The 21,963-nt window shown below is 68.9% G+C and carries 20 protein-coding genes; 10 read left to right on the forward strand and 10 right to left on the reverse strand.

The annotated features are described in order from the left end of the window. On the forward strand, positions 1-633 hold the full coding sequence (locus M7H19_RS14615; protein WP_298181677.1) for a hypothetical protein: 633 nt from the start codon (positions 1-3) through the stop codon (positions 631-633). Beyond that, positions 630-1,640, forward strand: coding sequence for an adenosyl-hopene transferase HpnH (gene hpnH / locus M7H19_RS14620; protein ID WP_298181679.1), 1,011 nt, complete (start codon positions 630-632; stop codon positions 1,638-1,640). Before M7H19_RS14615 ends, hpnH begins: the two co-directional genes overlap by 4 nt. Positions 1,641-1,646: 6 nt before the next feature. On the opposite strand, the gene M7H19_RS14625 is transcribed toward hpnH, so the two are convergent. From M7H19_RS14625 to M7H19_RS14635, 3 genes are all read right to left on the reverse strand, one after another. Then, positions 1,647-2,387: an SDR family NAD(P)-dependent oxidoreductase gene (locus M7H19_RS14625; protein ID WP_298181681.1), complete on the reverse strand. Its 741-nt coding sequence runs from the start codon at positions 2,385-2,387 to the stop codon at positions 1,647-1,649. Between the two features lie 9 nt (positions 2,388-2,396). Continuing rightward, positions 2,397-3,653 (reverse strand): WS/DGAT domain-containing protein, encoded by a 1,257-nt coding sequence (locus M7H19_RS14630; RefSeq protein WP_298181682.1) that lies wholly within the window; start codon positions 3,651-3,653, stop codon positions 2,397-2,399. 221 nt (positions 3,654-3,874) lie between these two features. Continuing rightward, entirely contained in the window at positions 3,875-5,107 is a 1,233-nt protein-coding gene (locus M7H19_RS14635; RefSeq protein WP_298181683.1) for a PucR family transcriptional regulator, read from the reverse strand. 416 nt (positions 5,108-5,523) lie between these two features. On the opposite strand from M7H19_RS14635, the gene M7H19_RS14640 reads away from it, so the two are divergent. Genes M7H19_RS14640 through M7H19_RS14660 form a run of 5 tightly spaced genes read left to right on the forward strand, consistent with a single transcriptional unit; the run spans position 5,524 to position 10,418 of the window. Next, complete coding sequence (locus tag M7H19_RS14640) at positions 5,524-6,333, forward strand: ABC transporter ATP-binding protein (RefSeq protein WP_298181684.1); 810 nt, start codon at positions 5,524-5,526, stop codon at positions 6,331-6,333. Then, entirely contained in the window at positions 6,330-7,097 is a 768-nt protein-coding gene (locus tag M7H19_RS14645; protein ID WP_298181687.1) for an ABC transporter ATP-binding protein, read from the forward strand. Before M7H19_RS14640 ends, M7H19_RS14645 begins: the two co-directional genes overlap by 4 nt. A gap of 40 nt (positions 7,098-7,137) precedes the next feature. Further along, the gene (locus M7H19_RS14650) at positions 7,138-8,016 is read left to right on the forward strand and encodes a branched-chain amino acid ABC transporter permease (RefSeq protein WP_298181690.1); all 879 of its coding nucleotides are present in this window, start codon (positions 7,138-7,140) and stop codon (positions 8,014-8,016) included. Continuing rightward, on the forward strand, positions 8,017-9,090 hold the full coding sequence (locus tag M7H19_RS14655) for a branched-chain amino acid ABC transporter permease (RefSeq protein WP_298181692.1): 1,074 nt from the start codon (positions 8,017-8,019) through the stop codon (positions 9,088-9,090). Then, positions 9,087-10,418, forward strand: a complete 1,332-nt coding sequence (locus M7H19_RS14660; RefSeq protein ID WP_298181694.1) for an ABC transporter substrate-binding protein — start codon at positions 9,087-9,089, stop codon at positions 10,416-10,418. The genes M7H19_RS14655 and M7H19_RS14660 overlap by 4 nt, the downstream gene beginning before the upstream one ends. Before the next feature lie 5 nt (positions 10,419-10,423). Here the strand turns inward: M7H19_RS14660 and M7H19_RS14665 are convergent, their stop codons facing one another. The 4 genes from M7H19_RS14665 to M7H19_RS14680 form a co-directional block, all read right to left on the reverse strand. Continuing rightward, the gene (locus M7H19_RS14665; protein ID WP_298181696.1) at positions 10,424-11,572 is read right to left on the reverse strand and encodes a cysteine--tRNA ligase; all 1,149 of its coding nucleotides are present in this window, start codon (positions 11,570-11,572) and stop codon (positions 10,424-10,426) included. Positions 11,573-11,679: 107 nt separating this feature from the next. Further along, positions 11,680-12,189 (reverse strand): ATP-binding protein, encoded by a 510-nt coding sequence (locus M7H19_RS14670; protein ID WP_298181699.1) that lies wholly within the window; start codon positions 12,187-12,189, stop codon positions 11,680-11,682. A 180-nt stretch (positions 12,190-12,369) separates the two neighbouring features. Then, positions 12,370-15,237: a patatin-like phospholipase family protein gene (locus M7H19_RS14675; protein WP_298181702.1), complete on the reverse strand. Its 2,868-nt coding sequence runs from the start codon at positions 15,235-15,237 to the stop codon at positions 12,370-12,372. A gap of 619 nt (positions 15,238-15,856) precedes the next feature. Further along, positions 15,857-16,285: an Hsp20/alpha crystallin family protein gene (locus M7H19_RS14680; RefSeq protein ID WP_298181705.1), complete on the reverse strand. Its 429-nt coding sequence runs from the start codon at positions 16,283-16,285 to the stop codon at positions 15,857-15,859. Positions 16,286-16,553: 268 nt separating this feature from the next. Between M7H19_RS14680 and M7H19_RS14685 the strand changes: the two genes are divergently transcribed. Then, positions 16,554-17,543 carry a DUF3048 domain-containing protein gene (locus M7H19_RS14685; RefSeq protein WP_298181707.1) on the forward strand — a complete coding sequence of 330 codons (990 nt, stop codon included), beginning with the start codon at positions 16,554-16,556 and terminating at the stop codon, positions 17,541-17,543. Positions 17,544-17,585: 42 nt separating this feature from the next. On the opposite strand, the gene M7H19_RS14690 is transcribed toward M7H19_RS14685, so the two are convergent. The 3 genes from M7H19_RS14690 to M7H19_RS14700 form a co-directional block, all read right to left on the reverse strand. After that, positions 17,586-18,524, reverse strand: coding sequence for a universal stress protein (locus tag M7H19_RS14690; RefSeq protein ID WP_298181710.1), 939 nt, complete (start codon positions 18,522-18,524; stop codon positions 17,586-17,588). A 129-nt stretch (positions 18,525-18,653) separates the two neighbouring features. Then, the gene (locus M7H19_RS14695; protein ID WP_298181712.1) at positions 18,654-19,391 is read right to left on the reverse strand and encodes a site-2 protease family protein; all 738 of its coding nucleotides are present in this window, start codon (positions 19,389-19,391) and stop codon (positions 18,654-18,656) included. Next, positions 19,388-20,398: a glyceraldehyde 3-phosphate dehydrogenase NAD-binding domain-containing protein gene (locus M7H19_RS14700; RefSeq protein WP_298181715.1), complete on the reverse strand. Its 1,011-nt coding sequence runs from the start codon at positions 20,396-20,398 to the stop codon at positions 19,388-19,390. Before M7H19_RS14700 ends, M7H19_RS14695 begins: the two co-directional genes overlap by 4 nt. Before the next feature lie 148 nt (positions 20,399-20,546). On the opposite strand from M7H19_RS14700, the gene M7H19_RS14705 reads away from it, so the two are divergent. Together M7H19_RS14705 and M7H19_RS14710 are read left to right on the forward strand one after the other, a co-directional pair. Further along, positions 20,547-21,485 (forward strand): universal stress protein, encoded by a 939-nt coding sequence (locus M7H19_RS14705; protein WP_298181717.1) that lies wholly within the window; start codon positions 20,547-20,549, stop codon positions 21,483-21,485. Beyond that, positions 21,482-21,961, forward strand: coding sequence for a universal stress protein (locus M7H19_RS14710; protein ID WP_298181720.1), 480 nt, complete (start codon positions 21,482-21,484; stop codon positions 21,959-21,961). Before M7H19_RS14705 ends, M7H19_RS14710 begins: the two co-directional genes overlap by 4 nt. Positions 21,962-21,963: the final 2 nt, after the last annotated feature.

Below are 21,963 nucleotides of genomic sequence, written 5' to 3' on the forward strand. Positions count from 1 at the left end.
ATGCCGGGACGGGCTGACGATGTGCTCGTCGTGTGCCCACTGGCCGTGGAGTCGGTGAGTGTGTGGTGGGGGCTTCGAGGCGGAGATGTCGTACGCGCGGGGATGCGTGGACGCCGACGGTCGGCGGTATTGGCGGCGCTGCGACAGCGTCCCGAGGTCCCCGTGGTCGTGGCGGGAGTGGCTTGCGCGCTCACTCCTGCAGCTCGTCCGGGTGACTTCGTGGTCCCCGACGTGGTGCGGTCGTCGCGCGGTACGTGGCGGTGTTCCTCAGCGTCGTTGCTGGCCGCGGCCCTGCACGGAATCGGACGCATCGTCCATCGTGGCGATCTCGTGGAGTCCGACCGGGTGGTCTGGCGAGTGCGGGATCCCGCACCCGCCGACGGTTCCGTGGCGCTCGACCTGGAATCCGGGCTGTTGACGGAGCTGGTCGGCGACGGAAGGCCCGTCGTGGTGCTGCGTGCGGTGGTGGACACCCCGGAACGGCCGTTGGCGAGTCCGGCGACGGTCTCGGGCGGCGCCACGGCACTGGCGGCGCTGACGGCCGCGGGGCCCGCGCTACGGGCGTGGGCGGCGGCCGTCACACGGCGGACGTGGATGAACGACAGCTTCGTGAAGGAGGTGCGGCACCGATGAGCATGCCGTGGCACCAGAGTCTGCGCATCGCGCGCTATCTGATGGCTCAGAAATTACGTCGACGTTCAAAGTTCCCGTTGATCGTGGAACTGGAGCCGTTGTTCGCGTGCAATTTGGGTTGTCCCGGTTGCGGCAAGATCCAGCACCCGGCGAGTGTGCTGAAACAGCGCATGCCGGTGGAACAGGCGGTGGCCGCCATCGAGGAATGTGGCGCGCCGATGGTGTCGATCGCGGGTGGCGAACCGTTGATGCACCCCGACATCGACACCATGGTCAACGAATTGGTGCGCAGGAAGAAGTACGTCTTCCTGTGCACGAACGCCGCCCTGCTCCGGCGTAAGATCGACAAGCTCGACCTGAAGCCGTCGCGATACTTCGCGTTCGCCGTGCACGTCGATGGTCTGCGTGAGCGCCATGACGCCGCCGTCGACAAGGAAGGCGTGTTCGACGAGGTGGTCGAGGCCATCGCCGAGTTGAAGCGCCGCGGTTTCCGCGTCACCACGAACACGACCGTGTTCAACACCGACACGCCGCAGACCTTGACCGAGGTGCTCGACTTCCTCAACGACGAGATCGAAGTGGACGAGATGATGGTCTCGCCCGCCTATGCCTACGAGAAGGCGCCCGACCAGGAACACTTCCTCGGGGTGACGGAGACCCGGGAACTGTTCCGCAAGGCGTTCGCGAACGGCAACCGCAAACGCTGGCGGCTCAATCACTCGCCGCTGTTCCTCGACTTCCTCGAGGGCAAAGTGGACTTCGGTTGCACCGCGTGGGGTGTGCCGTCGTACTCCCTGTTCGGCTGGCAGAAGCCGTGTTACCTCATGAGTGACGGCTACGCACGCACCTACGCCGAGCTTTTGGAGACCACCGATTGGGACTCCTACGGCCGGGGCAAGGATCCTCGCTGCGCGAACTGCATGGCGCACTGCGGTTACGAACCCACGGCCGTGCTGGCCACGCTCGGCTCGCTCAAGGAGTCGTTGCGGGCCGCCCGGGGCCTGTGAGCCGCCTCAGCCGAATCGGTGTTGCAGCGCGTCGGTGAGACGCGGAGCGACACCTCGCAACCTCGCGGGGAAGCGGAGCCAGCGTGGTACGAACACCTCGGTTTGGCGACGTTCCACCGCACGTACGATCCGGGCCGCCACCGTCTCGGCGGGAACGGGACGAGGGAACCGCCGTGAGTACGGGGTGCCGCGCCGGGAGAAGAACGCCGTGTCGACCGCCCCCGGCACCACCACCGACACACCCACACCGTGTGGTTCCGCTTCGTGGCGCAGGCTCGCGGCAAGCACGTTCACGGCCGCTTTGGTCGCGGAGTACACGGCCTCGTCGGCGACACCCATGTGCCCGGCGATCGAGGAGACGAACACGAGGTGACCGCCTGAACGTCGCCGCATGCCGAGCAACGCGGCGTGTGCCAGTCGCATCGGGGCGAGCACGTTGACGCGCACCAGCGACTCCATGTCGTCGGCGGCCATCCCTGGCAGGTGGCCCGCCCAACCCAGTCCGGCCGCCGCCACGAGCACATCGGCCTCGCCCGCCTCGGCGAGCACGGTGTCGGCGGCGTGGGGATCAGCCAGATCGGCGACACACGACGTCCCACCGATACGCCGTGCCAACTCGGTCAAGGCCGCGGCGTTGCGGCCCGCCACCACGACGCGACATCCGCGCGCCGCGAACGCTTCCGCTGTCGCCGCGCCGATCCCCGACGAACCACCGGTGATCAGCACACGCGTGCCCGGCCCGATCACGTGCCCTCCTCAAGCAACGACATCCGTGACGAGATCGGTCATCCGCTTGGTGAGTGGACCGGCGAGCGGTCCCGACTCGGGTGCGACCGTGACGCACAGCGTGATCCACGGCCCCCATGTCAGCGCACCCCAGGCCAGCCCGGTGCCCGGTGCGAGCGCCAGTACGGGATAGGCCTCCGACAGCACCGAACCGTGCCAACGCACCTCCCGTCGTGGCCCGGGCATCACGGTGCCGACCCCGTTGAACCAGGTCTCCCGGTACACGTGTCGAGCGGCTGCCCGGTGCAGGGCCGGAGGGAGGACACCGAGCAGGTGCACGACGAGATTGGCGGCCACGGGCACGCCCGCGTCGATGTGGGACCGCATCGTCGAGGCCACTCGACGGACACGGTCGCCGAACTCCATCGTCCCCACGGGCAGGTCGACGGACACGGCACCGGTGTGGTTGCCCGCCACGCGCAGGCTGTCGGTGCCCCGCACCGACCACGGCACCATGAGCCGGAACCGTTCGGATCCTCCCGTGCCGGCGTCGTGCCATGCCTGCGCGAACACCGCGAGAAGGAATTCGGCCACGCTCACCTCGTGCGCTCGGGCGGCCGTACGGACGGCTCGCCCCGGCAGTCGCGCGAGCACGTGGTTCCTCCGCGCGTCGGGTAGGGGGCCGTCCGTCGGCGAGTTCGGTGACCGTCCTGCCGTCGCCAGGGCGCGCAGTCCTGTGACGATCGGACGCATTCCCGCGCGGAGGAAGGACACTCCCGTGCGCGACGCCGGTGGCGCGGGCGCGGCCGCCCAGGACAATCGTGCCGCGTCGTCGGTGTCGGACAGCAGCGCCTGCATCACGGCCATGCCGTCGCCCAGGCAGTGGTGGAGTTTCACCAGGAGCGCTCTGCGCCCGTCGGCGAGCCCGGTGACCAGCCTCGCCGCGCTAACGGCCCGGTCGGCGCGCAGCGGCGTGGAGAAGAACTCGTCGACCGCGACAGACAGCTCCGCAACCGATTCCGCATCCACACGGGACAAAGCTGTTCTGCCCGGCACCGGGACCCAACGTGCGGGGCAGGTGGCGGTGGCGGGGGCAATTCGGCCGAGTGCGCCCGGCATCGTGGTCAGTATGGTGGCGGCGTGTTCGGTCGTCAGCTCCGGACCCGGCTCGAACACCAGTACCGTCCCGACATGCTGAGGGGTTGCCGGGGTGTCGACGTGTGCGAACAGGGCGTCGGACGCCGGGAGAGGTCGAGGACCGGGCCACGGCGTAGTCGAGGTCCGCATCAGACCAGCTTGCCACGCCGCGAGTGGGGCCCATGGTTTCGACGCACAGCGCTCACCCGGCCGGACGAGAGTGCGGACACGGCCGGGGATTCCCTTGAGATCCGGGCGGCTCCAAGTTGTCCGAGAACCGAGGGCCGCCGGTGGTTTTGAGAAGGCCGGAAGGATCGGAGGTGGGTGGGGCGTGGAAATGGTCGCCGCTGCTTTTTACAGCCTCAAGGGCTTCAATGAGCACTGCCCCGGCGCAGGGCCAACAGGCCCAGCGTGAACAGCAGCAGGTCCCGCGGTCGGGACGGTGAACGGTCGGTGATCGACTTGATGCGTTGGAGGCGGTAGATCACGGTGTTGCGGTGGCAGTAGAGCCGCTGCGCCGCCCGGGTGGGTGAACCACCGTTGTCGATCACCGCTTCCAGCGTGGTGAGCAGGGTTTCCCGCTCGTGTTCGGGCAACGTGAGCAGGTTGCCGAACGCCACCTGCGCCAGCCGGTTCGTCAATTCGGGACTGCCGACGAGCAGTGCCTCGGGAAGATGGTCGTCGAGGAACGCCACGCCCGGCCCCGACAACGTGTTCGCCGCCGTGCGGGCGAGTGTGTAGGCGTCACCGACGTGGGCGAGGGAGGGGATCACGGGAGAGGCTCCGACCCGGCCGGACACCACGGGACGTAACGCGTCGAGCGCGGCGGAGGGGGAGTGGTCGCCCAGCGCGATCAGGCCGACGATGTCCGTGGGCCGGACGTGCCACGACGACACGATGCCGTGCGAGGCGAGCGTGTCCCGTGGCGAGCGAATCGGTTCGTCGGCGGGGGCTTCCACGGGAGCCACCACACACAGCATGGGGCCACGGGTGGGCAGGCCGAGCGCGGTGGCGGCTTCTTGGGCGAATGCGGCGTCGGTGCCTTTACTGTCGAGCAGGGCGTTGAGGAACGCGTGGCGTTTGCTGAGCTCTTGGCTGCGCAGTCGTGATTCCTCCAGCCGGTACTCGTCCACGAGCGCGGCGGAGCTGGTGTCGATGACGCGCCAGACATAGCCTGCCGCGGCCAACAACTCTCGGTCGTAGCGGCCCTGGAACCGTTCCCGTGACGCCGACAGCAGTCCTTCCCAGATGACCTGGCCACCCAACCGGTAGGCCCGCAACACGGCTTCCAACGGCACGCCTTCGCGGGCCCGGAGACGGCCGGTCTCCCGCGAGGTGTCCTGTGGGTTGACACCCTTCGGTACCAATCCACCGAGTGTCTGAAGACCCCGTTGGATATTGGACTTGAGGTTCTCCCGCAGCGCGTCGGGTGCCGCGGCGCCCAGTTCGGCGTAGGCGGGTTCGGCGCGCAACACCATGAGGGTCAGCCGGTCCGCTAGGACGTCCAGTTCCTTCAGCAGCGCTGTGCTGAGCAGGCGCAGGGCGGCTCTCGCGGGCGAGGAGACCTCGCCTTTCGTCGAGTGACCCGCTGCTGCCGTTGCCATCGAAATCGACCATGGCATGTCTCACGGCGTCACGTCCACTGTTTCCGGTACGAAGCCCGAACTCGAGGTGAGAACCGGGTGATGTGCCGCCGTCCTGCGGGTGTCACGACACGGTGTGCGGTGCGTCCGGCGTTCCCGTGCGTCGTGCACAGCGGAACCGGGGCCTTCCCGCGCGTTCCACCGTGGTGAGGGGTGGAGACACAGTACGAATCCGCGACTCGTCGACGGGTTTTCGCGTGTTCCCGACACGTTCGTGCCACGGCGAGCCGACAGGGTCGGGCGTTCCGCCCAATTCGTCGTCGAAATGCTGGGCGGTGTGCCTATGGCCGCCGTTGGGCGTCCGACACGAAGCTGTTGCGTGTCCCGCCCGGCTGGCGAGCGGGCGGCGACGAAGCCCAGCGGCGAAAGGGGCGAACGTGCGGCGGGAAGACCCGGTTGACACCGGCGGGACACGGCCGGAGCATCCTCTGTTCGAGATCCAGGGCGTCACGGTGCGCTTCGGTGGTCTCACCGCGCTGTCGGACGTGTCGCTCACGGCCCGACCGCGAGAGATACACGGCGTGATCGGCCCCAACGGCGCGGGTAAGACCACCCTGTTCAACGTCTGTTGCGGGTTCGTGCGGCCCACTGCGGGAGAGATCCGTGTGCGGGGCGAGACGGTGCCCCACCCCCGCCCGCACCAGCTGGCGTCGCTCGGCGTCGCCCGCACGCTCCAGGGCCTCGGACTGTTCCGGGGATTGTCGGTGCTCGAGAACGTCATGGTCGGCGCCGACCGGTTCCGCCGAACGGGCTTCGCCCCCGCGCTGTTGGGACTGCGGCGTTCGGTGTCCGACGAACGGGCACTCCGAGCGAGAGCGGAAGCGGTGCTGCGGGACCTCGACATCCATACCTATGCCACTGCGCTGCCGGACAGCCTGCCGTATCCCGTGCGCAAGCGCGTGGCATTGGCCCGTGCCCTTGCGTCGGAACCGGAACTGCTGCTTCTCGACGAACCGGCGAGCGGCCTGGGACACGACGACATGGGCGAACTCGGCGAGCTCGTGCGCGCGCTGTCCGACCGGATGGCGATCGTGCTCGTCGACCACCACATGGACCTCGTGATGTCGGTGTGTGACCGGATCACCGTCCTCGACTTCGGCAGGGTGATCGCGTCGGGAACTCCGGACGAGATCGCCGAGGACCCCGCCGTGGTGACGGCGTATCTGGGGGAGGAGGCCCACGTATGAACAGCATGCTGGACGACCGGACCGTCCGTGCGGACGGTGCGGCGCGAACCGGGTTGTGCGTGTGGGGACTGACCGCGCGCTACGGTCCGGTCACCGCGCTCGACGACGTGGACCTCACCGCTCCCCCCGGACAGGTCACCGCCGTCCTGGGGGCGAACGGCGCGGGGAAGACGACGTTGTTGCGCACGGTGTCGGGACTGCTGCGGCCACAGGCGGGCCGGATCGAGCTCGGTGGGGTGGACCTCACCGGAGCGAGCGCCGAGGACATCGCCAGAGCCGGGATCGCCCACGTCCCCGAGGGGCGTGGGGTGATCACGGAGCTGACGGTGGAGGAGAACCTCCGCCTCGGGGCGCTGCTCGGCTCCGCCCGCTCGTCGGTGCGTACCCCGCCCACGATCGCCGACGTGTACGCGTTGTTCCCGTCGCTGCAGCGACGCAAGGGGCAGGCGGCGCACTCACTGTCCGGTGGTGAGCGGCAGATGCTCGTGATCGGCCGGGCGCTGCTGTCGGCACCCGAGACGTTGCTGCTGGACGAACCGTCGCTCGGCCTGGCCCCGCGGGTCGTCTCCCGCATCTTCGCGGTGTTGCGGGAGCTGGTCGACACCGAGGGGCTCACGGTGCTGCTCGTCGAACAGAACGCGCGCAGCGCACTGTCCATCGCCGACAACGGAGTGGTGCTCAACCTCGGCAGGGTGGTGGCGCGGTCGGACGCCGCGACACTCGCCGCGGACGACGAGCTGCGCCACGCCTACCTCGGTTTCTGATGTCGTCCCCCGTCCCTCACCTCGACCCCGGGATGCCCGTATGCAGCGATTCGTCGACCTCACCCTCAACGGCATCAGCCAGGGCGCGATCTACGCCGCGTTCGCGTTGGCCCTGGTGCTGATCTGGCGTTCGACCCGCATCGTCAACTTCGCGCAGGGCGCGATGGCCATGCTCACCACCTACCTCGCGTTGGCCCTCATCGAGAGCGGCCAGCCGTATTGGGTGGGGTTCGCGGTCGCGCTTGCCGCCGGATTCGTGCTCGGAGCCGTGCTGGAACGCGTGGTCATCCGGCCGGTCGAGGGCGGCCCCGAGCTGAACGCCGTCATCGTCACGCTCGGGTTGTTCGTCGCGCTCCAGGCGCTGGCCGCGGTGCTGTTCGGCTCCGCCTACGAGTCCTTCCCGGCTCCGTTCTCCCTCACCGGGTTCTCCGTCGGGGGCACCACGGTGGCGTTCACGCCGTTCAACGCGTTCGTCGTGCTCGCGGTGCTCGCCGTGATGCTCGCGCTCGTGGCGCTGTTCCGGCTCACCGACCTGGGGTTGCGGATGCGCGCCTCCGCGTTGCATCAGGAGGTGTCGCGACTACTCGGAATCCGTGTCGGACGCATGCTCACGCTCGGCTGGGCGTTGGCAGCCGTGGTGGGGTCACTGGCCGGCCTGCTGATCGCGGGGGGAAGTCTGATCCACCCCGCGTTCATGGAGCCCGTGATCGTGTTCGGGTTCGTGGCCGCGGTACTGGGTGGTCTCGACAGCCCGACCGGTGCGGTGGTCGGAGGTCTCCTCGTCGGACTCGCACTGTCCTACGTGTCCGGCTATCTCGGCAGCGAACTCGTGGCGCTCTCGGCACTCGCGATCCTCGTCGTGGTGCTGCTCGCCCGACCCGAGGGACTGTTCGGCCGTACGACCGAGAGGAAGGTCTGAATGACCCAGCCGACCGCTACCCGGACGGTGAGCGCCCTGCGGTGGTTCGTCCCGTCGTCCTCCCCGGCACGACACCTCCTGGGCACCGCTCTCGCTTTGGTGACCGTGGTGTTGGTGTTCGAGAACGTCTCCGCGTTCCGACACGCCCAACTCGCGGCCATGGCCTATTACGCGATCGCCGCGGCGGGGCTGACCGTCCTCACCGGACTGAATGGCCAGATCTCCTTGGGCCACGGTGCTCTCATGGCGGTGGGAGCGTACACCACCGCTTTGCTGTTGCGCGACGGTGCACTGCCGTTCGGGGTCGCCATGCTCGCCGCCATGGTGTTCACCGCGCTCGTCGGAGTGGTCGTCGGCGCGGCCGCCGCGCGGCTGAAAGGTCCGTACCTCGCCGGGGCCACACTCGCGCTCGCGGTCGGACTACCGGGATTGGCGGTGCACTTCGACGGTCTTCTCGGGGGTGAACAGGGGCTCGCCGTGAACGCCCCGACACCCACGCAGTGGTTCGACGACGCGATGTTCTTCATCACCGGAACCGATCTGGGCCAGCAGAAGTTCCTCGCCTACGTGGCCTGGGGAACGCTGTTGCTCGTCCTGTTGTCGTTGGCCAACCTCGCGGCCGGACGGTACGGGCGGATGTGGCGGGCCGTGCGGGACGACGAGGTGGCCGCCGCGTTGGCAGGGATCGACCTCGGTCGGGCCCGGGTCCTGGCGTTCGTGGTCAGCGCCGCCTGCGCGGGGCTCGCCGGCTCCGTGCTGGCGATGGTGGTGGGCCTGACTGCTCCGAGCGGGTTCACGATCGTGTTGTCGCTGTCCCTGCTCACGGCGGTGGTGGTCGGCGGGCTCGGCAGCCTCATCGGCGCGGTGCTGGGCAGTGCCCTGCTGGTGTTCCTCCCACCCACGGTGACCGACCTGGGGACCGAGCTCGGCCTGGACGCCGTCAGTGCGGCGCAGCTCGCCCCGCTTGTCTACGGGATCGTGCTGGTGGCCGCGATGCTCGCCGCTCCGTCGGGAGTGGCCGGACTCGGTCGCCGCGTGTGGAACCGGGTACGCAACGGAAGGAGCGAGGGATGAGAGCGACACCGAGACCGAGGGCGGTGACACGGGCGGTACTCGCCGGGTTGGTCGCCTCGATGGTGTTGTCGGCATGCGGTGCGGGTGGACGACCCGACGCGGAGGCGGGCGGCACGGAGATCGGTGTCACCGAAGACACGGTGACCGTCGGCGCCCACTTCCCCCTCACGGGTGTCGCCGCGCCCGGCTACAGCGAGATTCCCACCGGGACCAAGGCGTACTTCGACTTCGTCAACGCCCAGGGCGGTGTCCACGGCCGCACCATCGAATACCTCTACAAGGACGACGCCTACAACCCCACCAACACCAGCCAGGTGACGAACGAGCTCGTCCTGAGCGACGAGATCTTCGCGATGGTCGGCGGGCTGGGCACCCCGACCCACAGCGCGGTGCTCGACTTCCTGCACGACAACGAGGTGCCCGACCTGTTCGTCTCGTCGGGATCGTTGCTGTGGGACCAGCCGGATCGCTATCCGGGCACGTTCGGCTGGCAGTCGGACTACGAGATCGAGGGCAAGATCCTCGGCAAGTACCTCGCCGAGAACCACGCGGACGCCAAGGTGGGCCTGCTACTGCAGGACGACGACTTCGGCGAGGACGGTGAGAAGGGCATCCGGGCGTACATCGACTCGCAGGTCGTCGCCGCGCAGCGGTACGCCCCAACCGCCAACGACATCACTCCGCAGGTCAGTGCGTTGAGAGACGCCGGCGCGGAGATCGTCGTGGGATTCACCGTGCCTTCCTACACGGCACTGAGCCAGCTGTCCGCCCAGCGCCTGGACTACCGGCCCCAGTGGGTCTACAGCAATGTGGGCTCGGACTCCGCGTTGGTGGGGTCGCTGTTGGCCCGGTTCTCCGAGGGGAAGGTCGACGACGCGAGTTCGCTGGAGGGCGCACTGACCACCGAGTACCTCGCCGGTGTGGAGGACACCGACGACCCGTGGGTGCGGTTGTGGCAACGGGTGTGGGCCGAACACAGGGGTGACGGCGAGCTCACCAACTACCGGATCTACGGCATGGCTCAGGCGTACACCTTCGTACAGGCGTTGCAGGCCACGGGACCGGAGCCGACTCGCGAGGGCCTGGTGCGGGCTCTTGAGACGGTGGGCGGTGACTTCGCCGGTCCCACCTTCGCGCCCTTCCGCTATTCGGCGGACTGCCACGCCGGAGTGTCGGGGGTGCGGGTCGCGAGGATCGTGGAGGACGGCACGGAGGTGTTGACGCCCGTGCTGCTCACCGACAACGGCGACGCGCCCATCACCGAAGCGGACATCGAGCACGCCCCGCCGCCGGAGGGCGGGATACCGGACGTCGAGCCGATGAACTGAGTGGGTCAGGACAAGCCGAATGCGGCGGTCAGGACGCGGGCCGCCGTGCCACCCTGCTCGATGGCGACGTCGAGGGCGGCGGAGACGTCGAGATCCCGAGCGAGTAGCCGCCGCAGCTGTTCCAGGCTGGTGTCGTCGGTGTGACCGACGTGGCGACCCGCCGCCTGGTGCAGGTCCTCCAGTCTCGCGGCGGCCACGTTCAGGACACCGGGCGCGTAATCCCACGGCTCCGCCCATGGCCGGTCGATGATCGCCAGGCGTACGACCGAGGCCGGGTGGGTTTCCAGGAGGTCCCGCACCAACACGATGTTGCCGGACGATTTGGCCATCTTCGCGCCGTCGACGGTCACCGTGCCGACGTGGAACCAGTTCCGGGTGTACGGGGTAACGCCCGTGAACGCCTCTGCCATCGCCGAGTGATAGGCGTGGTGCGGGAATCGGAGATCGGCGCCGCCCGCGTGGAGGTCCACGCACGGACCGAACGTCGATGTCGACATGACGACACACTCGGCGTGCCACCCCGGCCTGCCCGGGCCCCACGGTGAGTCCCACGCGGGATGTCCCGGCTCGGTGGGCTGCCACACGGCGACGTCGAACGGGTCGTCCTTCACCGGGTCGTCCGGTCGGTCACCGTATTCGCGTGCCAATCGGAGGGCGGTCTCCTCGTCGAGCCGGGACCGTGCCACCACGCTTCGGCCCCGGAAGTACACGCCGCCGTCACGCACGTACGCCGCGCCCGAATCCGCCAGCGCACCGGCCAGACGGATCACCGTGTCGACGTAGCGGTGCGCTCGCGGTTCGTGGTCGGGCATCCTCACGCCGAGGGCGGACATGTCGTCGGTGAATCGGAGTTCCTGGAACGCCGCGTAGTGGTCGTAGCGGATCCCCGCTTGTCGGGCCGCGTCGTCGAGGACATCGTCGATGTCGGTGACGTTGCGACACAAGACCGGTTCCACTCCGAGGACACGCAGAACGCGCCGCAGGGTGTCGACCCACACGAATGTCGCGGCGTGTCCGAGATGGGTCACGTCGTAGGGCGTGATGCCGCACGCGTAGACGCGGGCACGGTCGAGCAGCGGCGTCGAGCGTCTGCCCAGAGTGATCACCACGGCTCCGGCAGCGGGCCGCCACCCGGTCAGGGATTCGAGCGTCATGGCCTCATGGTCGCGCTTGTGAGCTCATCTCGCCGTCTCGGCGCCCATGCCGAACCCGCGCGGAACGTGAGGCCGCTACCGACTGTGCAACCCGTGGCGTGCGTGGACTACCAGTTCCGGTTCTGCAGGCCCACGAGGATGCGGTCGACGACACCTGGGTCCGGGCCGTTCGGCTCGTCCGAAGCCGGTTCGGGCACCTGCTCGGTGCGTCGCTCGTCGCGACGGGGCAGCCGCACCTGCTCCGCCGTGATGCCGTCGGGCAGCGGGATCTCGCACCACACGAGCTTGCCCCGGCCCTCCAGGGGGACGGCCTCGGTCGGATAGCCCTCCACGGTGGGAGCGTCGTCGTACACGTGTGCGAGCTGGTCGTCTTCGATCTCCACGACCAACGAGTTGCCCGACAGTCGCAGCCGGACGGTCACGAACCCGGGAGCCTTCTCGTCGGTTCTCTCCACCACCGCGGCGACCAGCTGGCGGGCCACGCGAGCGGCCTCGTCGAACAGCTCACGCAACGACCACTCGGTGAGGGAGAAACGGACGAAGAGTTCGGTGCACTTGACGGCACTGGGCAGCGCGACGAGGCGGAGATCGTCGAACTGCGCGGTCTGGGAATTCACGAAAGATCCTTCCACTGTCGCTTCCCATCAGGTGCCGGCTGGTCGGCGAGACCCAGTATCTTGCCGTATTCGTTGATCGGCGTCGAGCCCCCGTGGCCCGGGGGAGACGTCACCCACTGCGACCGCTCGGAGACCAGCCGTGGACAGCCTACCTTGTGCGAACCAAGAGTTGGCCATCGGTCAATTTCGTTGGGCGGTGGAGGTCGATACGTGAGTCTCCTCGGGGTCGAGCGCCGTCTGCACCGTCTGCGCTGTCTGCGTCGTCGTTCGTGCCGGGCTTGACGGTGGCTGCGCCATACGGTGTCGCACGGCCAACCCGAGTTGGGTGCCCAGCTCAGTGTAAGAGGCGAACTGGCCGTGGTCGAACCATTGGTCGCCGGTGCTGTCCCCGGGAAATTCCGGGTGGTGGACGGCGTACGACTGCAGCGAGTACGGCAACGACGGCCACAGCACGCCGCGTGCCACGATCAGCTCGCCTGTGACGCCTTCGTCGAGTCCGCTTTCGGGCGGGTAGTAGATGGTGCCGGTGATGACGGGGGAGACGGCCATCCGGTCGGCCAGGGGATGGTCGGGATGTTGCGACCGGGCCGAGCCGGGGTCGGCGCACCACGGGTCGTGCAGCTCCACCCGCACCCCCAACTCCTGTCGGGCGAGTTCCAGCGCCTCGGCGAGCGTGCGGGCCGAGGGCGGGGCGTCGTTGCTCGCGTCGATGCAGTAGATCCGGGTGCAACGGCGTCGGAAGAGTTCCACCAGCCCGAGGTTGTCGTAGTGGGCGCCGTCGCTGATGTGTAGGAGCCGGTCATGATGGACGTGTCGGCCGAACACCTCTTTCAGCAGATAGGGCAGTCGCCGGACCTTCGGCAGCCACGGGTAGGTCCAGTCACCCCGGCGCGCGGCCTCGCGGGCCTGCCGGACGAACCCCGGGTTGGGCAACCAGGCGCCGAGCCGAGCACCCGACACGGCGAGCAGGACCTGGAACCAGCGGCTCATGCGGCCCATGGCCGAGGCGAACGCGGCACCGCTCAGTGCGACGGCACCCTGGACGGTCAGGTCGCGGCGGATACGACCGGTGGCGATGCGTTCCAGGTCGTCGGTGCGAACCCAGCCGATGTCCGGCCCGCCGGTCCATTTCGCGCTCATCGTGAACGACACGGCGCTGAGCCCCGGGGGCGTGCGGTGCTCACCCTTGAGGTTTGCGGCCGCGGCGAAGATCGTTTCGGGGAAGCGGACCCCCTCGGCCACCACACCGTAGGCCGAGAGAGTGGTGACCTCCGACGGCTCGTAGGGGACGGCCACCACCTGGCCGTCGCTGTGTCGGCGCTGCACGCGCAGGGCGAAGGCTCGGGCCAGCCGCTCGCGGTAGAACGGGTGCAGGCTGAGCGAGGTCACGTCGAAGACACCACCGAGGACCGCGACCACGCCGAGCGTGATGAGCGCGGTCCACATGGCCTCGCTCCGTCCCTCGGTCATGACGGCGGCTCCGAGGAGCAGCAACCACAGCAGGGCGAGCGCTCCGGTGGTGAGGATGACGAGGAGCCGCCGTAGCAGGCCGTCGGGCACGGACAGGCTCGACGTGCCGGCTGTGCCGGACTTACTCCTGCGGAGGAAGCCGAACCGGTTTCGCAGCACCACCCGATGTCGCCACGCCATCGCCGACACGGCACTGAGGTAGGTCAGTAACACCACACCCACGGATGCCCCCACGTCCACGGCTCTGTCGGTGTGGGACAGCAACCAGGACGCCGCCCAGGCGAGAGACGGAACGACGACCGCCACACCCGCCACGAGCCAGGCGAGCACGGCGAAGTCGGTCGCCAGCCGCGCAGTGCCGTTGGGACGACCGTCCCTGTCTCGGCTGAACACTCCGAACAGGAACGCGGCCACCGCGAGGGCGACCACCGCGACGGCAGCACCGAGCCGGGGTGTGGGGTAGCTGATGGTATCGGCCGACAGTGACGTCAGCGGCACCCGTTGGTAGAGCCAGCCCGCGGCGACGCCCAGGACCAAAGCCGGTCCGAAGAGGACCGCCAGGGACAGCAGGAGTCCCCGGGCCACGCGGCCCAGAGTGGCGAGCACCTCGCCGACGGTGTCGGCGAGATAGCTGGAGTGGCGCCGGAGATGGTTGTGTTCGGCGGTGCCGTCGGTGAACACGGTCTTGGGGTCACGGAGCACCGTGCCCGACGGTGGCAGTGATCCTGCTCCGGTGAGAGCCTGTTGGAACGCGCCGGCCGTGTAACCACCGCCGGAGACCGAGACCAGGTAGCGCGCGTCCAGCAGTTCCTCGCGCAGCGACCGCAGGGCGCCCAGGGCCACGTACGCGGCCCGAATGCCTCCGCCGGAGAGGCAGAAGCCGGTGGTGTGCATGCCCCGCCGCCACCGTTCGCTGATGAGCTCCGGTCGCACGTCGGGCACTGTGTAGGCCTGGCGCCAACGGGTGGCCCGGGCCTCCGAGTCGGTGGGGTGGGGAGGGTCGTCGGGAGTGATGGGGCGGGGTGGCACGGTGTCCAACACGTGTTCCGCGCGGCGCGTCAGTTCCTGCGGGGAGTGGACCACACACCGCCACACCAGCACGGCAGCGCCCGTGACCGCGATGATCGCGGCGGGGAACAGCGCCGAGTACTTCACCACGGCGAGCGCGGTGACGGTGTGGGCGAGCACCGAGTCCGCCGCCACCGAACCGCCCGCGACCAGCAGTGCGATGTTCTCGACGACGTGGGTGGTGAGTGCCACGACGGTGGCGGTCAGGTTGAACCGGACGGCGGCACGCGCGGACGGAGTGCGCCACACCCATCCGGCGGCGGCGGTGCCGAGGTAGAGGCCGGCTCCGTAGCAGAGGGCGAGGGCGAACCCCCACCAGGCCGCGGAGGTCACGGCCGAGGGGTCTCCGGTTCGTGCGGCATCACCGGTCGTGGGGAACTCCACGGCGATGAGGGCGCTGCCGGTGTGCCACCACCCTCCCACCACGGTCAGCACGATGGCGGCGAGCGCCAGTCCGGCCGCGACCGGACGCGGTGGGACGTCCCGGTGGACGGGACCCGGCACCGACATACCTGCCACCCCCAGTTGTCCTCGGCTCTTTCTCTTCCAGTGTCGATCACGCGGGTCACGTCGCCGTCACCGGTAGGGGTCCGCCCGAATCGTCTCACCCCGGGCGTGTCCGGAACACGGCCGAACGAGCGGTAACGCGGCCGAATGGGGGCACTCGGAACGGCCACGTGGTGGAACCAGCGATTTGTATAACGCCCTATACGCAGCGGCTGAGGTGCTCGGATGCGAAACGAGGACGGAAGACGGCGGGACCCGAGAGGCCGAGGGGAGAACTGTCCATTGGGATGGCTGTGGACGGTCCTCGGCGGTGTCGTCCGTGCCGCTTCTGGAGATCGAGGACCTCCAGAAGCGGGAGGATGGCTCGGAGGCTGTGCTGTGTGGACACCGAGTGGCGCTGTATGGAGGCTGTGTCCGCCGGATAGCGCTGCGAACTCGGTATGGGAACTCTGTGGACTGTCGAACGCGGGCGCCCGCCACACCCGAAGTTCCACCGGCTCCGGTGACGATGTCATCAGGTCACCGGGCTGTGTGTGGGGCGCCCGCCGGAAGTGCCGAGCGGGGACGCCCGCGAAAATGCGGTTGAGTCCTCCGCTCGGCCAGTCCGGGACGTGTAGCCGTGTCAGCCGTGCCGAACCGGGATCTGCCGGCCCTTCTTCTCCTCCGGCTTGCTCAACTTCACGCGTACCGTGAGGATGCCGTCCTGGTAGGAGGCGTCGATGCTGTCCTCCTGTGCTCCGTTGGGCAACGCCACGGTGCGGGTGAAGGAGCCGTAACGGAACTCGGACCGGCCGTTCTCCGCCTGTTCTTCGGAACGTTGAGCCTCGATGGTCAGCAGGTTGTCGTGGACGCTGATGTCGAGATCGTTCTCCACGTCGATCCCCGGGAGTTCGGCCCGGATGATGTACGTGTCTCCCTCGATCTTGTCCTCGATCCGAATGCTGTGCATGTCCATCGCCGGTCGCAGACCGCTCAGGCTGGGCAGCATGTCGAACATGTCGCGGAAGTCGGGGAACAGGGAACGGCTGAAAGGCCGCGTAGGCAGACTCATGGAGGATTCCTTCCTTGTCGACTGGCTCGGGCCTCATCTCCCATGACAACCGTTTCGCCCGTCACCCGGCGAGGGACTTCCGCACACCGTGCCGCTGACCTAAGTCCCTTCACCCGAACCGGTGTACCCGAGACGCTGGTGGGAGTCGTACTCCATCCGACGTCTTCGGCGGTGTTCGTTCGGGCCCGCTGCCACGAGCAGGTCCTCCGCTGAAGTGACCGGGCGCTGGGCTCGTTCTCCGCCGGGAGGCGTCGAGGAGGTGATCCGAGTGCCGACTCGACCTCGCCGCGGGCTGTTGGCGGTTCTCGCCCTGATGCTGTGTGCCGCGTTGGTCGCCATCACCTGGGTGGTGACGTCCGGCGAGGACACCGAGCGTTCGACGGACTCGGCCTCGCGCCCGCCGCCCACCACGTCACAGTCCGACACCGCGCCGGGCCCACCGGCCGGTCAGGTCCCCGTCACCGTGGTGAAGATCGACAACGTGGAGTCGGCGCGCCCGCAAAGTGGCCTGGACACCGCCGACGTCGTCTATGTCGAGCCGGTCGAGGGCGGGTACACCCGGTTGGCCGCCGTGTACGCGGCGGAGGTTCCCGAGGTCGCCGGTCCCGTGCGTAGCGCGCGGGAGACCGATGTCGAACTGCTGGCCCAGTACGGGAATCCCTCGTTGGTGTTCTCCGGAGCCGCACCCGAGATCGAACCCGTGCTGGTGGAGTCGGACGTCAGACTCGTGCGGCACAGTGACCATCCCGACGCGTTCTACCGCGAACCGGCTCGGCCTTCGCCGCACAACCTGTACGCGCGGCTTTCGCTCCTGCCCCGCGTCGACGGGCCGCGACCCGAGCAGGTGCTGCCTCGCGGTGATGCCCCCTCGGACGGGAGGCCGACCGCTGAGCACACGGTCGCCTACGAGCACGAACGGTACGGCTTCACCTGGTCGCCGGAACTGCGGCGTTGGCGGGCCTCGCTGGACGGGGAACCGCTGACCTCGGTCGGTGTCGGGCTGGTGAGCACGGCGACGGTGGTCGTGCAACGCGTGGACATCGTCGCCGACGAAGACGTACGTGACGCGGCCGGTACGCCGTCACCCGTCGCGCGGACCGTCGGCACGGGACCGGCGACGGTGCTTCGCGACGGTCGGGCCTTCGAGGGCACGTGGTCACGTCCGTCGGCGGAGGAGGGCACGCGGTTCACCACCGAGTCGGGGCAGCCGTTACCGCTGGCCGACGGGCCGGTCTGGGTGCTGTTGGTGCCGCGCTGATGCCCCACGGTGCCGAGACCTCGAACCGCCGAGACCGCGGGTTCAGGCCGGGTGACGGCCCGGTTTCTCGGGCCGCACGATCATGACCGGACAGGAGGCGTGCTGGATCAGCGCCTGGCTGGTGGAGCCCAGGAGCATGCCGCGGAACCCTCCGCGGCCCCTGCTGCCGACTACCACGAGCTGCGCCGACCGGCTGCGCTCCAGCAGTTCGTCACGCGGGCGGTCCCTGACCACCTCACGCTGGACACGCACACCGGGGTGGCGTTCCTCCCAGGACCTCAGATGGTCGGAGAGCAGCCGACTCTCGTAGTCGTGGATGGGTTCCCAGTTGTAGTACAGCTGCTGATCCTTGAACAGGGCGGTGTCGGTGTCGCTCCAGGTGTGGACGGCGACCAGGTCGACCCCACGCAACGAGGCCTCCTCGAAGGCGTAGCCGATGGCCTGGTCGCTGAGTTCGCTGCCGTCCACCCCCACCACGACGGAGCGTGTGTCGTCGGCGACGGCATCGGGATAGTCACCGCGTACCGAGACCACGGGGCAATGGGCGTGGGTGACCAGTCCCAACGTCGTGGACCCGACTATGAGCCCGGTCAGTTTGGTGCGGCCCGACGACCCGAGCACCACCATGCGTGCCGTACGAGAGGCGCGCAGCAGACAGGGGATCGCGGCGTCGGTTTCGAAACGTGCCTCCACCCTGGGGACGCCCACTTCCGTGGCGATGTCCTCCGCGGTGCGCAGCGCCTGTCGTTTCTGTTCCTGTAGCTCCTCCTTGAACGCCTCCGGCGGAGGCACGGTGAAGCCGATGATGTACGGGTTGCTGAACCCGGAGGCGTGCACCAGGTGTAACGGTGCTTGCCGTTGCGTGGCTGTGAGAGCGGCCCAGCGGGTCGCTCTCATCGAGGCCTCGGTGTCGTCCACACCGACCACGATCGGCGCAATCGGCGCACTGCCGTTGTCGGGTCCGCTGTCAGGATTGGTCATCGGGCGCTCCCGGTTCACCGCGTCACGGCCTTCTCCCGAGCGTGAGTTCGGAAGAAGGCGGCTTTCTTGTCCTTCTCTGTCATCTCTGCCATCCCTGCCAATCGAATGCCCCACCGTGGACGTCGGAACTCAAGGGGAGACCGGGTCGGTGTTCGGGTGGAGACGCTCGACACCGGCTATCCCGAGCAGCGCCCAACCGAGGACCGCCAACCAGATCCCCACGAACTGCCCGAACAGGACCACCTCCACCACGCCGCCCGCGACCAGAGCCGCGCCGAGCGTCTTGCCGCAACGGTCCGCCACCTGGCCGGCGTGCTGTCGATCGTTCGTGCGAGCCCACACGAGTGCCCGCACGAGTCCACCGCCGTCCAACGGTGCACCCGGAAGCAGCGCGATTCCGGCGAACACGAGGTTGGCCGTACCGAGCCAGAGCAGGGACACAAGCGGCACGGAAGGCAGCACCGGGTCGACGAGCAACGCCAGCAGCCAACACGCCAGTCCGAGGGCAGCGCTGGTGCCGGGGCCCGCGGCCGCGATCAGAGCTTCGGCCCGTGGACTCGGTGGCGTTCCCGCCCGCTCCGCCGCTCCGCCGAACAGCCACAGGGTCACGCGCCGGGTGCGGACGCCGTATCGCCGTCCGACGAGCGCGTGGGCGAGTTCATGTACCACCACCGACGCGAGCAACGCGAGCGTGACGGCCAATCCGCCGAACCAATACCGCACCGTGGGCTCGTCCGGGGCCGTCACGGGCAGTAGGCCCAGCGCCAGCACCGAGGTCAGGACCGTGACGGCGACGGTGGCGGAGAGGTGCAGTTCCAGACGCACGTCGCCGATCCGGCCCAGCGAGAAGGAGGAACGCCACATCATCGGCCACCCGGGTTGATCAGTTCGGCGAGGTCGAGCAGGCGGTTCGCGTACCCCCACTCGTTGTCGTACCAGCCGAACACCTTCACGAGGTCAGCGCACGTCGTGGTGAGCTCGGCGTCGAACACGCACGAGGCGGAGGAGCCCACCACGTCCCGCGAGACCAGCGGCTCGTCGGCGTAGCGAAGTCGGGGACCCAACCACCCGTCGGCGGCCTCGGTGAACGCGCGGTTCACCTGACCCGGTGTGACGGAGCACCCCACCATGACGGTGAGGTCGGCCAGCGACCCGTTCTCCACCGGAATACGCACGGCCACGGCCTCCGTCGCGCTCGCCAGCTCGGGCAGCAGCGCCCCGACCGAACGCGACAAGCCGGTGGTCGTCGGCACGATGTTCACCGCCGCGGACCGGGCCCGGCGTAGGTCGCGATGTGGCTGGTCCAACAGCGACTGATCGGTGGTGTAGCTGTGGATGCTGGTCAGCACTCCACGGCGGATACCGAACGTGCGGTGCAGGACGAGCAACATCGGCGTGACACAGTGCGCGGCACCGGAGGCGGCCGACAGCACGTGGTGGGTGTTGGGGTCGTATTCGTCGTCGTTGACACCGACCGCGATGGTGGCGTCGGCGTCCGGATGGAACGCGGCCACGATCACCTTGCGAGCACCCGCGTCGAGGTGGGCGGCGGCATCCCGCCGGGCGGAGGCGGGCCCGGTCGTCTCCACCACCACGCCCGCGCCGGAGTCGCTCCAGTCCACATCGCCGGGCCGTTCGCCCGCGGTGAGGCGGATCCGGTGATCGCCCACGCACAACGTCCGGCCGCGCACGTGCACCGGGTGGTCCAGCGTGCCGTACGTGGAGTCGTGCTTCAGCAGATACGCCAGCGTATCCGGGTCGGCGGGATCGTTCACGGCTCCGACCTCGACGTCGGTGCCTTCGCGGGCGAGCACACACCGCATCAGCGCCCGACCCACCCGGCCGAATCCGTTGATGCCCAACACCAGGGTCAAATCAAGTCCCTCGCCGTTCTCGACATACCCAGAGGATGGCCGGATCCGGACGCGGCCAAGCAGGGCCGAAGGGCCTTTCGTCCCCTGTGGTCGGGCCGGTTCTCTGGTCACCCTGGTCAACGAGAAGCCGTCATGGAGGGAGTGGCCGATGACGGACGAGGGCGCGAACGTCGTTGTGGGAGTGGACGGCTCGGAGTCGGGGCTACGGGCCACGGCATGGGCGGCTCAGACCGCGGCCCAGTGGCACAGGCCGTTGCTGCTGACATCAGTGTTGACCCCGCCCACGCCGTACGGCACCGGAATCGGATTACGACCGGACCGTTTCGTGGAGCTGGAAACGGAAGGGCGCGCGTGGCTCGACGAGGCACGCGCTGTGGCGGAGCGAACAGTCGCAGGGCTCGACCGCACCGAGGTCGAGACCGAACTCGTCGTCGGTGGTGTCTCCGAGGTGTTGAGCGAACGAGCCCGTGAGGCTTTCCGCGTGGTGGTCGGCGGAGATCGTCCGGCGGGGGAGACGGGAACATCCGCATCCACGGCTGTGGCGTTGCTGTCACACACATCCTGTCCGCTGGCGGTGGTGAGATGGGGCGGCGACGAGAACGCGGAACCGCCGCGACACGGCCCGGTCGTGGTCGGAGTGGACGGTTCGCCGGCGAGCGCGGAGGCGATGCTCGTCGCGTTCGAGGAGGCGGCCACCCTCGGTTCCACGCTCGTGGCCGTGCACGTCGAGGGTTCGTCCGCCCGGCAGCGCCTGCGCGGGCGGCACCGAAGCACCTGGCACGCAGGAGAGGTCACCGACCGGATGATGCTCACCGAGCGATTCGCGGGTATGCGGCAGTGGTATCCGGAGGTGGACGTGGAGCCCGTGGTGACGCGCGGCGGCCCCACACCCACGTTGCTGAAGCACGCCGAGTCGGCACGGCTGCTCGTGGTCGGCACGAGCGGGCACGCCCAGCTCGGCGGAAGACTGCTCGGTTCCACGAGCCATGCGCTGGTGCGTTCCGCTCCGTGTCCGTTGCTCATCGTGCCCGACCCGGCCCGCACGCCCGAGCGACATGCTCGGTGGAGGGAGAAGACAGGCTCATGAGCAGGATCGTCGTCGGCGTGGACGGTTCGGAGCCGAGCACGGTCGCACTGGAATTCGCATTCGAGGCAGCCGGGACGAGGCGCTCGGAGCTGGTGATGGTGCGCACGTGGAGCGGTGTCCTCCTCGACGACGTCGTACCTCGCGGCCCGTTGAGGGTGAACCCCGCCGAGATCGAGGCGAACGAGCGGTCCGCGTTGGAGGAACAGGTGAGGCCGTGGCGGAACACCCATCCGGATGTTCCCGTCGAGACCGTCGTGGTCAAGGGACGGCCCGCGCGCACATTGCTGGGCTACGCCGACCGGGCGCGGCTACTGGTTGTGGGGAATCGAGGACGCGACGGGATCCAGGGCATGCTGCTGGGATCCACCAGCCGCGCACTCGTCACCCAGGCCCCGTGTCCAGTGGTCGTTGTCCGACGTGTGGAACAGAGGGCGCAGAGGCGAGAGGAGCCGGCCGAAGAGTCGGTGGGGCCGTGACC

This window comes from Saccharomonospora sp. (assembly GCF_027317685.1).
Taxonomy (GTDB): Bacteria; Actinomycetota; Actinomycetes; order Mycobacteriales; family Pseudonocardiaceae; genus Saccharomonospora.